10 protein-coding genes are annotated in these 12,384 nt (G+C 63.4%); 7 read left to right on the top strand and 3 right to left on the bottom strand.

Annotated elements, in window-relative coordinates:
* Positions 1 to 90: 90 nt before the first annotated feature.
* Complete coding sequence (locus B9A11_RS06925; protein WP_058246630.1) at positions 91 to 1,923, bottom strand: ABC transporter ATP-binding protein; 1,833 nt, start codon at positions 1,921 to 1,923, stop codon at positions 91 to 93.
* A gap of 256 nt (positions 1,924 to 2,179) precedes the next feature.
* Between B9A11_RS06925 and B9A11_RS06930 the strand changes: the two genes are divergently transcribed.
* The 4 genes from B9A11_RS06930 to B9A11_RS06945 all read left to right on the top strand — a co-directional run bounded on the left by B9A11_RS06930 (position 2,180) and on the right by B9A11_RS06945 (position 7,455).
* On the top strand, positions 2,180 to 3,880 hold the full coding sequence (locus tag B9A11_RS06930) for a peptide ABC transporter substrate-binding protein (RefSeq protein ID WP_058246629.1): 1,701 nt from the start codon (positions 2,180 to 2,182) through the stop codon (positions 3,878 to 3,880).
* A 130-nt stretch (positions 3,881 to 4,010) separates the two neighbouring features.
* Positions 4,011 to 5,018 (top strand): ABC transporter permease, encoded by a 1,008-nt coding sequence (locus B9A11_RS06935; protein ID WP_058246628.1) that lies wholly within the window; start codon positions 4,011 to 4,013, stop codon positions 5,016 to 5,018.
* Positions 5,011 to 6,015 carry an ABC transporter permease gene (locus tag B9A11_RS06940; RefSeq protein ID WP_058246627.1) on the top strand — a complete coding sequence of 335 codons (1,005 nt, stop codon included), beginning with the start codon at positions 5,011 to 5,013 and terminating at the stop codon, positions 6,013 to 6,015. The genes B9A11_RS06935 and B9A11_RS06940 overlap by 8 nt, the downstream gene beginning before the upstream one ends.
* A gap of 387 nt (positions 6,016 to 6,402) precedes the next feature.
* The gene (locus B9A11_RS06945) at positions 6,403 to 7,455 is read left to right on the top strand and encodes a YeeE/YedE family protein (protein ID WP_058246626.1); all 1,053 of its coding nucleotides are present in this window, start codon (positions 6,403 to 6,405) and stop codon (positions 7,453 to 7,455) included.
* Positions 7,456 to 7,581: 126 nt separating this feature from the next.
* Here the strand turns inward: B9A11_RS06945 and B9A11_RS06950 are convergent, their stop codons facing one another.
* Positions 7,582 to 8,883 carry a DUF3422 family protein gene (locus B9A11_RS06950; protein ID WP_058246625.1) on the bottom strand — a complete coding sequence of 434 codons (1,302 nt, stop codon included), beginning with the start codon at positions 8,881 to 8,883 and terminating at the stop codon, positions 7,582 to 7,584.
* A gap of 130 nt (positions 8,884 to 9,013) precedes the next feature.
* Positions 9,014 to 9,412 (bottom strand): DUF6314 family protein, encoded by a 399-nt coding sequence (locus B9A11_RS06955; RefSeq protein WP_058246624.1) that lies wholly within the window; start codon positions 9,410 to 9,412, stop codon positions 9,014 to 9,016.
* A gap of 193 nt (positions 9,413 to 9,605) precedes the next feature.
* Here B9A11_RS06955 and purB point away from each other — a divergent pair, with 193 nt between their 5' ends.
* From purB to B9A11_RS06970, 3 genes are all read left to right on the top strand, one after another.
* Entirely contained in the window at positions 9,606 to 10,913 is a 1,308-nt protein-coding gene (gene purB, locus B9A11_RS06960) for an adenylosuccinate lyase (protein ID WP_058246623.1), read from the top strand.
* Positions 10,914 to 10,992: 79 nt separating this feature from the next.
* On the top strand, positions 10,993 to 11,145 hold the full coding sequence (locus B9A11_RS06965) for a carbohydrate-binding module family 14 protein (RefSeq protein WP_058246622.1): 153 nt from the start codon (positions 10,993 to 10,995) through the stop codon (positions 11,143 to 11,145).
* Between the two features lie 166 nt (positions 11,146 to 11,311).
* Positions 11,312 to 12,370, top strand: coding sequence for a flagellar motor switch protein FliG (locus tag B9A11_RS06970; protein WP_058246621.1), 1,059 nt, complete (start codon positions 11,312 to 11,314; stop codon positions 12,368 to 12,370).
* Positions 12,371 to 12,384 lie beyond the last annotated feature (14 nt).

Raw genomic sequence — 12,384 nt, forward strand, 5'->3', positions numbered from 1 at the left:
ATCCTGGGGGAATTCGGCCAAAGGCCGAAGGGGGCAACGCCCCCAAAGAATTTTAGATAAAATTCTTAGCCACCCAGCCTCACCCGAAGGTCAATATCCGCTCTCGGACACCAGGACGAAATGGCCCGGGCTGACCTCGCGATACTCCGACGGGCCCGGTGCATAGCCGACAGGGTGGATCGGCGAGGGGATCGGCTTGAAGTTCAAATCCTTCTCGGACTTGCGCCGGCGCGGATCCGCGATAGGGACCGCCTTCATCAGCGCGCGGGTATAGGCGTGCTGCGGGTCTTCGAACACCGCGCGGCGCGGGCCGATCTCGACGATCCGGCCGAGGTACATCACACCCACGTTGTGGCTGACACGTTCGACCACCGCCATGTCGTGGCTGATAAACAGGTAGCCAAGACCCAGATCCGCCTGCAATTCCATCATCAGGTTCACCACCTGCGCCTGCACCGACACGTCCAGCGCGCTGACGGCCTCATCGGCGACGATCAGCTTGGGGTTCAGCGCCAAGGCCCGCGCGATGGCGATCCGCTGGCGTTGCCCCCCCGACAGCTCGTGCGGGAAGCGGCGCATGAAGCTGCGCGGCAACTCGACCCGGTCAAACAGGTTCGCCACCTTGTCCATCACCGCGCTGCCGGTCTCTGTCTTGTAGTTGTGGATCGGCTCGGCCACCTGATCGGCCAGCGGCAACTGCGGGTTCAGCGAGGCAAAGGGATCCTGAAAGATCATCTGCATCTCGCGCCGCTCTTCGCGCAGCTGCGCCGCCGACAGGGCCATCACGTCCTTGCCGTCCAGCTCAACCTTGCCCATCAGCGGCTCGACCAGCCGCAGGATCGACCGGCCCGCCGTGGATTTGCCGCAGCCCGATTCGCCCACCAAACTCAGCGTTTGGCCCTTGTTGAGGGTAAAGGACACGTCCTCGACCGCGTGGACATTGGCCACGGTGCGGCGGAAGAACCCGCCCTTGACCGGAAAGCGCGTGGTCAGCCCTTCGACCTTCAGCAGCACGTCGTCTGTGCCTTTGATCGGCTCGGGCGCGTGATCGCCCTGCCCCACCAGACGCATGGGTTCGGGCAAATCCTTGCCTGTCATCTCGCCCAGCTTCGGCACCGCCGCCAGCAACGCTTGGGTATAAGGATGCTGCGGGCGCTCAAAGATCTCTTCGACCGTGCCCTCTTCAACCTTGTTGCCGCGGAACATGACCACCACCCGGTCGGCCATCTGCGCCACCACCGCCATGTCGTGGGTGATGAACATCACCGCCGTGCCGGTTTCGCGCTTCAAACGGTCCATCAACGCGAGGATCTCGGCCTGAATGGTCACGTCCAGCGCGGTCGTCGGCTCATCCGCGATCAGCAGGCGCGGCTTGCAGGCGAGCGCCATGGCGATCACCACCCGCTGGCGCATCCCGCCCGACAGCTCGTGCGGATACTGGTGCAAGCGGCGTTCCGGCTCGGGGATGCGCACCTCTTTGAGCAGCTTCAACGCCTCGGCCATCGCCTCGGCCTTGGACATGCCGCGATGGATGCGCAGGCCTTCGGTCAGCTGGCGGCCCACGGTGAACACCGGGTTCAGGGCCGTCATCGGCTCTTGAAAGATCATCCCGATCTCGTTGCCGCGAATGGTCCGCATGAGCGACTGGTCCGCCTCGGCCAGATCAATCTCTCCGCCGTCTTTTCGATCAAAAATCAGGCGACCGCCCGCAATATCACCGCCGCCGTACTCGATCAGCCGCATCAGCGACAGCGAGGACACCGATTTGCCCGACCCTGATTCCCCCACGACACAGACGGTTTCCCCCGGCCCGATCTCAAAGGAAACATCCTCGACACCCACAACGGTGCCGTTCTTTGTCTCGAACTCGACGCGCAGATTTTCAATCTTGGCGATGGGTCCGGTGGGGGTGCTGTCCAGCATGGGCGCGCTCCGTCGTCTAAGTTTCCAACAGGCTAGGTCCAGCCCGAGCAAAGTGTAAAGGCCCCGTCTGCCTTTCCTTTAGGCAATGCTTGCAATTTGATCATTTACCGTCTTGGGTAGAGGCAGAGTCGGGAATTTATCGGTGTAACGAGGTTTATGGTTGCACATTTGTGTGGCCTCGTCAGATTAATTCCCTACCAACCGGTAAAAAACTGGGAACGGCGCGCAGAAGCCGTCCCGCAACAAGGAGAAACGCATGAAACTCAAGGCTATGATGCTGGGTGCAGTGGCGGCGGCGGCATTTGCCCCGGCGGCCTTCGCCGAGCGCGGCGCGGACGGTGAAGTCAAGATCATCTACTGGCAGGCGCCCTCGATTCTGAACCCCTTCCTGTCGGGCGGCACCAAGGACGTCGAATCGGCCTCGATGATCGTCGAGCCTCTGGCGCGCTTTAACGCGGCGGGCGAGATCGTGCCGTGGCTGGTGGACGAGATCCCCACCGTGGCCAACGGCGGCATCACCGAAGACCTCAAGCAGATCACGTGGAAGATCACCCCGGGCCTGAAATGGTCGGACGGCAGCGACTTCACCTCTGAGGACGTCAAGTTTACCTATGAATATTGCTCGCACCCCGAAGGCGGCTGCGCGCAGCTGACCAAGTTCGACCCGATTGAAAGCGTCGAAACCCCCGATGCGCTGACCGTGGTGGTCAACTTCAAGGAACCGACCCCCTATCCCTATACGGCCTTTGTTGGCGGCGAGAGCCCGATCCTGCAAAAGGCACAGTTCGAAGCCTGCGTGGGCGCTGCGGCCTCCACCTGCACCGAGCAGAACTTCAACCCCATCGGCACCGGTCCGTTTGTGGTGGATGAGTTCAAGCCCAACGACGTGATCACCATGTCCGCCAACCCCAACTACCGCGACCCGGCCAAGCCCGCCTTTGCCAAGGTCACCTTTAAGGGTGGCGGCGACGCGGCCGCGGCAGGCACCGCGGTCATGGAAACCGGCGAGTTCGACTATGCGTGGAACCTGCAGCTGGCGCCCGACGTCATCGCGGAAATGGAAGCGGGCGGCAAAGGCAAGCCGGTCGCAGGCTTTGGCCCGCTGCTGGAACGCATCGAGATCAACAACACCAACCCTGACCCGGCGCTTGGCCCGGATGAGCGGTCTGTCGTGCGCCCGCACCCCTTCCTGGGCGATCCGGCGGTCTACAAGGCGATGTCCATGGCCATCGACCGCGCGCTGCTGGTCGAAGTGGGCTATGGTCAGGCGGGCCGTGTGACCTGTTCGTGGGTCCCCGCGCCCGAGGCGTTCGCCTACAACGATGCGCCGGGCTGTGACGTTCAGGACATCGAAGGTGCCAAGAAGATGCTGGATGATGCGGGCATCGTCGACACCGACGGCGACGGCATCCGCGAAAAAGACGGCGTGCCGCTGTCGATCCTCTACCAGACCTCAACCAACGCCGTCCGTCAGGACTTCCAGGCGCTGATCAAGGATTGGTGGGAACAGATCGGCATGGAAGTCGAGCTGCGCAACATCGACGGCTCGGTCTTCTTTGGGGGCGATCCCGGCTCGCCGGACACCTTCCAGAAGTTCTACGCCGACGTGGAAATGTACGCCAACACCTTTAACGGCACCGACCCGCAGTCCTACCTGGGCAACCGCCTGTGCGACAAGGCACCGACCCCCGCCAGCCAGTGGCAGGGCGAGAACGTCAGCCGCTTCTGCGATCCGGAGTATGACGCGCTGCACGCCGAGCTGACCAAGACCTCGGACATCGCCGAGCGTCAGCGCATTGGCCGCGAGCTGTCCAAGATGGCGTTCGAGCGTGGTTCGATCATCCCGATCGTGCACCGTGGCCGCCTGTCGGCACATTCCAACACCCTTGGCGGCGTTGACCTGAACGTCTGGGATTCGGAACTGTGGAACGTCGCGGACTGGTACCGCATCAAGTAAATCCCTTTGGGGGCGCGTCCGATGCGGCGCGCCCCTGCCCTTGCCCGTGATGGGATGCAAACTCACCCCAGCGTGGTTTTTCACCCCGCCACAGGCCGCAAGGCCGACGACCCAAGAATAGAGGGGCCCGATGCTCGCATTCGCCACGCGACGGTTGATCCTGTCGATCCCGACGCTGATTTTCATCAGCTTTATCATATTCATGCTGCTGCAACTGGCGCCGGGCGATCCCATGGCGCAGGTGCCGCTGACCGTCCCGCCAGAGGTCAAGGAAAAGATGCGTCAGGCGCTTGGCCTCGGCGAGCCGCCCTTGGTGCAATACTGGAAGTGGCTGGTTCAGGTGTTCTGGATCGAACCCCAAGTTTTGATCGACCACATCTTTGGCACCTCCTTTGCCGCCGGAGACCTGCGGGTGATTTCGTGGCAGACGCGCTCGCCGGTGATGGAGATCGTGATCCAGCGTATCCCCCAGACCCTGTGGGTGGTGGGCGTGGCCTATGTGGTGGCGATCCTGATCGCCCTGCCCATCGGCGTCTATTCGGCCTATCGCCAGTATTCGGTCTTTGACCAAGCGGGCACCTTTGTGACCATGATCGGCTTTTCGATCCCGCCGTTCTTTACCGGCCCGCTGCTGATCGTGATCTTTTCGGTGCAGCTGGGGTGGTTCCCGTCGATCTATGACACCACCCACGTGGTGAACGACTGGGAAAGCTTCAAGGTCCAGCTGCAACAGATGGTCATGCCGGTGATGGTGCTGGCTTTTCAGATCACCGCGCAGCTGTCGCGTTACATGCGCGCGTCCATGCTGGACAACCTGAACCAAGACTACGTGCGCACCGCCCGCGCCAAGGGTCTGTCCGAGGCGGTGGTGGTCAATGTCCACGTGCTGCGCAACTCGATGATCCCGGTGGTCACGGTGATCGCCCTTGGCATCCCGTCGATCTTTGGCGGCGCGATCATCACCGAAAGCGTGTTCAAGGTGAACGGCATTGGCCAGCTCTTGCTGACCGCGCTTTTCGCCAACGACCTGCCGATGGTGATGACGCTGACCTTTATCTTTGCGGTGCTGATCGTGCTGTTCAACCTGATCGCAGACGTCCTGTACGGCCTGCTCGACCCGAGAATTCGCTATGACTAACAGCCCCCAAGACGACGTGATCGTGGCCTCGACCGCCACCCCGACCGCCATCGAAGCGCTTCAGGACAAGGAACCGCTGGCCCCGCCCTCCTCGCGCAGCCGCGACATCTGGGACCAGTTCCGCAAGCACAAGGGCGCGATGTTTGGCCTGTGGTTCCTGACCTTTATCACGCTGGCCGTGCTGATCGGCCCTTATATCTGGCAGGTGGACCCGCAAAAGCTGGACATCCGCAACAAGGACATGCGCCCGATCTACACCGCGCTCTGGGACAGCGGCGCCAAGGTGGGCTGGAACAAGCCCCTTGGCTCTGACCAGTTGGGCCGCGACAACCTCGCGCAGATCCTCGCCGGGGGGCGCGCGTCCATGGCCGTGGGCTGGGCGGCGATGCTGCTGTCGCTGCTGATCGGCACCGCCGTGGGTGTGGTCGCGGGCTATTTCCGCAAGCTCGACAGCCTGCTGATGCGCACCACCGACCTGTTCCTTGCGCTGCCGATCCTGCCGCTGCTGCTGCTGGCCGTGACGCTCTTCCGCCAGCCATTGAGAGTGGCTTTCGGCCCCGAAGGCGGCATGTTCGTGCTGATCGTCACCATCATCGCTATCACGTCGTGGATGCCCACGGCGCGCATCGTGCGCGGCGATGTTCTGGCCATCAAGGAACGCGAGTTCGTGCTGGCCGCGCGCTCGATCGGCACCACCAACGGCAAGATCATCCGGCGGCACCTGCTGCCCAACGTGCTGTCCCCGATCATGGTCTCGGCAGCCTTGGGTCTGGCCACGGCGATCATCACCGAAAGCGCGCTGTCTTTCCTCGGGGTCGGCTTTCCGTCGGACTTCCCCACATGGGGCAAGATGCTGGCCGATGCGGTGGTGCGGATGGAACGCTTCCCTGAACGCGTGCTGCTGCCGGGCGTTGCGATTTCGCTGACGGTGCTGTCGGTGAACTACCTCGGCGACGGCCTGCGCGACGCGCTCGACCCGCGCATTCGAGGACGGTAAAGCCGGGAAAGGCAAAAAATGGGGCGGGCCGCTGGGTCCGCCCTTTTTCGTTTCGCTCTGCCATGCGGATCAGCGGCGCGCTTTGGCGACGCGCGCGCCACCGACTCAGCCTCTGCTTTGGCCCGGCACATGCGCCCGAACCTGACGCTTTTAAGTAAAATGCCCGGTTTTTGGGCGCCCCGTGAAATAAGGACCACGCCCCACCGCCCCCTGCGCCCGTGCAACAACGGTTCCAGCGGCGCAGGCCGGATCGGAATGCCCCTCCCGCAACATGGTTAAGATTGGAACGCTGTTCCAGCCCCAACCTTGCAACACCTTATATATACCCTTGCCAGACGCAAAATCCCCGGCCATTTGGAACAACATTCCAAAACCCGGAGGCACACCATGTACGAGACATTCGGCTTCGAAGAGCTTACCGCCCCCCAAGCAGCGGTCTATTTCGCCCTCATCGTCGGCGCGCTGTTCGGCATCCTCGCCGAACGCACCAAGTTCTGCCTCCGCCGCAGCCTGATCGGCACCGACCGCCGCGCCGCCTCCGGCGTCTGGCTGACCGCGCTGGCGGTAGCCCTGCTTGGCACCCAAGCCTCGGTCTACGCGGGGTGGATCACATTTGACGAGCACCGCTTTCTGGTCTCCGACCTGCCTATCGCGGCGATCGTTATCGGCGGCCTGATGTTTGGCTCTGGCATGGTGCTGACCCGCGGCTGCGCCTCGCGCCTGACGGTGCTGGCGGCGACCGGCAACCTGCGCGCGCTGACCGTGCTGGTGATCTTTGCCATCACCGCCCACGCCCTGCTCAAAGGCGTGCTGGCCCCGGTGCGCACCACCCTCGGCAGCGTCACCGTCCAACTGGGCGAGGCCACCTCTCTGGCCGCCCTGCCCGGCGGTGCGCTGGTCTGGAGCGCGCTGATCGCCCTGCTCGCGCTTGGCCTCGCGCTGCGCTCCGGCAACCGCGTGAGCACGCTGGTCCAGGCTGCCGTGCTCGGCGCGCTGGTCCCGCTGGCATGGGTCGGCACCGGCTTCATCCTCTATGACGACTTTGACCCGATCGCGCTCCAAGGCCTCGCCTTCACCTCGACCTGGGCCGACAGCCTGTTCTGGACCATCGCCTCGACCTCGATCCCCGCAGGCTTTGGCACCGGGCTGGTGGGCGGCGTCCTGATCGGCAGCTTCCTCTCCGCCGCCGCCTCCAAGCGCCTCTCCTGGACCAGCTTCACATCCCCGCGCGAGACTGGCCGCTACATGACCGGCGCGCTGCTCATGGGCGCAGGCGGCACGCTGGCCGGCGGCTGCACCGTGGGCGCAGGGCTCGCGGGCATCCCGACCCTCGGCACCGCCGCGATCCTCGCCACAGCGGCCATCGCCACCGGCGCGCTCACCCTGAACGCCCTCCTGCAAGCAGGCCAAAGCAACGCCACCCTGCACCCGGCAGAGTAACCCTGCGCTCTTCTTCTCTTTGAAAATATCCCGGGGGGACGCCGCTCTGCGGCTGGGGGGCAGCGCCCCCCTTTTCCTTTTGTGGCGCAGCTGTTGCAAGCCGGGAATAACGCCGCAGCCGAAGCTTTACATATCCGGACCGTCATGCGCGCCCGCGTGCAGCTTGATGCGGCGGATCATCCACCACACCACCAGCACAACAGGCAAGGTCACCAGCGCCGTCAACTCGCCCTTGGAAATGCCCAGCAAACCGGTCAGCGGGTACAGCAAGTACCCCGCCAGCGACACCGCGTAATAGCTGATCGCCACCACCGACAGCCCCTCGACCGTCTCTTGCAGACGCAGCTGCAACTCGGCGCGCTTGTTCATGCTCTCCAGCAACTGCTGGTTCTGCGCAGACCGCCCCACCTCGACCCGCGTGCGCAGCAAATCCGCCGCCCGCGTGGCGCGCTGCACCATGCTTTCCAAGCGCCGCTCGGACGACTTGACCGTCCGCATCGCCGGATCATAGCGGCGGGTCATGAACTCTCGGAACGTCTGCCGCCCCTTGAACCGCTCTTCCCGCAGCACCTTGATCCGCTGCGCTACAAGCGCCTCATAAGCCCCCGTCGCCCCCAGCCGGAACGACGTCTCGGCGGACAGCTTTTCCAACTCGGCCGAGATCGCCAAAAGCGCTTTCAGCGTCGCCTCTTCGCCTCCGTCGTTCAGCGTCATCGCCTGCATGAGGCCGGTCAGCTCATTGTCGATCTCGCCCATCAAGGGGCTGACCTCGTTCATGCGGGTAAAGCCCAGCATCGACATGGCCTTGTAGGTCTCAATCTCGCACAGGCGTTGCACGATGCGGCCCACGCGGCGCTCGCCCACGCCCTGTTTGACAAAGACGCCAAAGCGTTGGTGCCCCGCCGGGTCGATCCGAAAATCCGCCGCCACCACCGCGTCGCCGTCCAGCACTTCGGACACGGCGACGCTCTCGGGGACAAGCCAATCGTCGATCTGCCGGTTGATGTCGCCATCCGCGGGCCGCTCGCAGATTCGCAGCATGGCAGAGGTCACCCGCATCCCCGGTGCCTCCTCCAGCCAATCCTCGGGGAACACTTCGAAGTCCGCCGGATCGAACGCCCGCTCGCCAAGGCCCGACAGGAACACCGTGTAGGTCACGAATTCCGTGTGCTGTTCCCATTTCAGCGTGTGCTGCCCGATCCGGCCCGAAAAATGCGTCGCGCCGGGCTGCGGGTGCTGGGTGCCGTAACGGTCGAGCAGCGCGATCAGATGCGCCATATCCTTGGACCGATCGCGCGAGGCCGCATCAAAGGGCTGTTTGATCGCCAGATAGACGGCGCGCACAGGCGCGGTCAGCGCAGGAAAAGGGCGCGCGTGCAGCTCATTGGCAAGCCGGTAGCGCAAGGGGTGGTCTTGAATCGGGGGCATGGGTCGGCTCCGGTTATTGGGCTCAAAATGCCGCGCGACCGCCCCCGTGTAAACAGGATAATCCCCGCATTTTCAAAGTGTTAGCCGGATGCAACGGTATACACTTGTGGTCAGTCGCTTACCACCCCGCTCAGGCGCGCAGGTAACGGCTTGTCATCATGTAGTTTTTTCGCGGCCCGCGCACCTGCCAGCGGCACGACCACGCGGGCCAATCGGTAAACATATATGTCACATCATATTGGTCCGGGTCACACCAATGCCCCGTCTCGCCGCCCCCAGCCGGGACCGAGTGAAAGAACCGCCCATCCTCGAAATAGACCGACAGGTCGTCCCCCCAGCGATAGCTGCGCTCGGCGGCAAAGCGCCCCTGCGGCATGATCAAAGCGCCTTTTTCCAAGTAAAGCGCCCCGCCCTCATCGGCTGTCCACGACGCCACCCCTTCGAACCGGCCCGTGGTGCCGTCGGCATGGGTGATCTCACGCAGTAGCGTCCAGTCCCCGAGGAAGTCAGTTAAGGTCAGATCTCTCATGCCCTTCTCAAACGCCAAGCGATGCTGCGCGTCAAGTCATGCCCCAAGCGTGCGCAAAAACGTCACCGGGACCCAAGCGGCGCAACGTCACCTTGAGATACGCGGCGATCAACGCTAAAGGGCGCGCAACCCTCCACAGACGTAGGACGGATGGCGATTCCGTTCCTACCGCTGAACACAAAGGACGCTGCCGATGATCCCCCGCTATTCCCGCCCCGAGATGGTCTCGATCTGGTCCCCGGAAACCAAGTTCAAGATCTGGTACGAGATCGAGGCGCACGCCTGCGACGCCATGGCTGATCTGGGTGTCATCCCGAAGGAAAACGCCGAGGCCGTCTGGAAAGCCAAGGACGTGGAATTTGACGTGGCGCGCATCGACGAAATCGAAGCGGTTACCAAGCATGACGTCATCGCCTTTTTGACCCACCTCGCAGAACACGTGGGCAGCGAAGAGGCGCGTTTTGTCCATCAGGGCATGACCTCGTCGGACGTGCTGGACACCTGTTTCAACGTGCAGCTGGTGCGCGCCGCCGACATCCTTATCAAAGACCTCGAAGACCTGCTGGTGGCGCTGAAAAAGCGCGCCTACGAGCACAAGATGACCGTCCGCATTGGCCGCAGCCACGGCATCCACGCAGAGCCCACCACCATGGGTCTGACCTTTGCCCGCTTTTACGCCGAGATGGACCGCAACCTGTCGCGGATGCGCGATGCGCGCGCCGAAATCGCCACCGGCGCGATCTCTGGCGCGGTGGGCACCTTTGCCAACATCGACCCGCGCGTCGAAGAGCACGTCTGCGATCAGCTGGGTCTGGTGCCCGAACCGATCTCCACGCAGGTCATCCCGCGTGACCGTCACGCGGCGTTCTTTGCAACCCTCGGCGTGATCGCCTCGTCGATCGAAAACGTCGCGATCGAGATTCGCCACATGCAGCGCACCGAGGTGCTGGAAGCGGCTGAATTCTTCTCCATGGGCCAGAAAGGCTCCTCGGCGATGCCGCACAAGAAGAACCCCGTGCTGACCGAGAACCTCACGGGTCTGGCGCGTCTGGTGCGCATGGCCGTGATCCCCGCGATGGAAAACGTGGCGCTCTGGCACGAGCGTGACATCTCGCACTCCTCGGTAGAGCGCAACATCGGCCCCGACACCACCATCACGCTGGACTTTGCCCTGTCGCGTCTGACCGGCGTCATCGACAAGCTGCTGGTCTATCCGCAGAACATGCTGGACAACATGAACAAATTCCCCGGTCTGGTGATGTCGCAGCGGGTGCTGCTGGCCCTGACCCAAGCGGGCGTGTCGCGCGAAGACGCCTACCGTCTGGTGCAGCGCAACGCCATGAAGGTCTGGGATCACCGCACCGACTTCCGCGAAGAGCTGCTGGCCGACGAAGAGGTCCGCGCGGCGCTGTCCGAAGAAGAGATCAACGAAAAGTTCGATCTGGGCTATCATACCAAGCACGTGGACACGATCTTTGCCCGCGTGTTCGGCGAGGACTAAGGCCCCTTCAGGCAGAGTTTTGAGATAACGGCGTTTCGTGGTAGGCTGCGCAGGCATTCCCCACGAAAGGACGACCAGAATGATCAAGACTCTGCTTGTCGCCACCGCGTTGACCGTGGCGCCCATGATGGCCTTTGCACAATGTTCGGGCCACAAGGACCAAGCGATGACCTGCGCGGCAGGCACCGTTTATGACGCGGACAGCAACAGCTGCAAAACCGTCACCGGCTAAGAGTTTCAAGCGGGCTGCCTCAGGCAAAGGGCGGCCCGTTTTTCTTGGGGCCACCCGATTGATCCACAAAATTTTCTGCGATTGCACAGGCTTCGGACAATCAAGATTAACGGGGCAGAAACCTTGAGACGCTAACCATGACTCGAAAGTTCATGGAGCGTCTGAAATGTCATCACTGCCTGCCCTTGCTGGCCTGCCCGGCCCTGCTGCCCGTCTGGGGAAGGCGCCGCTGTCGCGGAAGGCCAAAGCGGCGATCATCGTCCAGTTTCTGGTGAACGAGGGGTCTGATGTCCCCCTGTCGTCCTTGTCCGAGGACACGCAGGCCGAACTGACCCTGCTGATGGGCAACATGCGCTATGTTGACCGCGACACGCTGAACACCGTGGTGCAGGAATTCGCCGACGAGCTGGAGGCGGTGGGCCTGTCCTTTCCCGGCGATATGGCCGGGGCGCTGAACGCCCTTGATGGCAAGATCAGCGCCCGCACCGCGCAGCGCCTGCGCAAAGAGGCCGGGGTGCGCCAGACCGGCGATCCCTGGGATCGGATCAACGCGCTAGAGGTCGAGCGCATCGAAAAGCTGGTGCTTGGGGAGAGCATCGAGGTGGCCGCCGTCATGATGTCCAAGATCGACGTGGCCAAGGCGGCAACCGTGCTGTCCAAGCTGCCCGGCGACAAGGCGCGGCGCATTTCCTTTGCGGTGTCGATGACCACCGGGGTGACCCCCGACGCGGTGGACCGCATTGGCCTGAGCCTTGCGGCGCAGCTGGACGCCGAGCCGGACAAAGCCTTTGTCGCGCGGCCCGACGAGCGGCTTGGCGCGATCCTCAACTATTCCAACGCCGCCGTGCGGGACGAGCTGCTGCAACAGCTCGAAGAGGATGACGCCGAATTCGCCGAGGCCGTGCGCCGCTCGATCTTTACCTTTGCCAACATCCCCGAGCGTCTCAACGCCATCGACGTGCCCAAGATCACCCGCGACGTCGAGGCCGATGTGCTGGCCACCGCCATCGCTGCCTCCGAGAACGACGACGACAAGGCTGCGGCGGATTTCCTGCTGGCGAACATGTCGAAACGCATGTCCGAAAGCCTGCGCGAAGAGGCCGACGCCAAGGGCGCGGTCAAACCCAAGGTCGGGGAAAAGGCCATGGGCGCGGTGGTCGGCGCGATTCGCGATCTGGTCAACGTCGGCGAGATCGAGCTGCTCGACCCGAACGCCGACGAGTAACGCGGTCTTGCCGC

Source organism: Tropicibacter naphthalenivorans (assembly GCF_900176475.1).
Classification (GTDB): domain Bacteria; phylum Pseudomonadota; class Alphaproteobacteria; order Rhodobacterales; family Rhodobacteraceae; genus Tropicibacter; species Tropicibacter naphthalenivorans.

Coding starts and splice junctions, on each gene's coding strand:
- B9A11_RS06925 (WP_058246630.1), bottom strand. CDS start 1,923: ATGCTGGACAGCACCCCCACCGGACCCATCGCCAAGATTGAAAATCTG.
- B9A11_RS06930 (WP_058246629.1), top strand. CDS start 2,180: ATGAAACTCAAGGCTATGATGCTGGGTGCAGTGGCGGCGGCGGCATTT.
- B9A11_RS06935 (WP_058246628.1), top strand. CDS start 4,011: ATGCTCGCATTCGCCACGCGACGGTTGATCCTGTCGATCCCGACGCTG.
- B9A11_RS06940 (WP_058246627.1), top strand. CDS start 5,011: ATGACTAACAGCCCCCAAGACGACGTGATCGTGGCCTCGACCGCCACC.
- B9A11_RS06945 (WP_058246626.1), top strand. CDS start 6,403: ATGTACGAGACATTCGGCTTCGAAGAGCTTACCGCCCCCCAAGCAGCG.
- B9A11_RS06950 (WP_058246625.1), bottom strand. CDS start 8,883: ATGCCCCCGATTCAAGACCACCCCTTGCGCTACCGGCTTGCCAATGAG.
- B9A11_RS06955 (WP_058246624.1), bottom strand. CDS start 9,412: ATGAGAGATCTGACCTTAACTGACTTCCTCGGGGACTGGACGCTACTG.
- purB (WP_058246623.1), top strand. CDS start 9,606: ATGATCCCCCGCTATTCCCGCCCCGAGATGGTCTCGATCTGGTCCCCG.
- B9A11_RS06965 (WP_058246622.1), top strand. CDS start 10,993: ATGATCAAGACTCTGCTTGTCGCCACCGCGTTGACCGTGGCGCCCATG.
- B9A11_RS06970 (WP_058246621.1), top strand. CDS start 11,312: ATGTCATCACTGCCTGCCCTTGCTGGCCTGCCCGGCCCTGCTGCCCGT.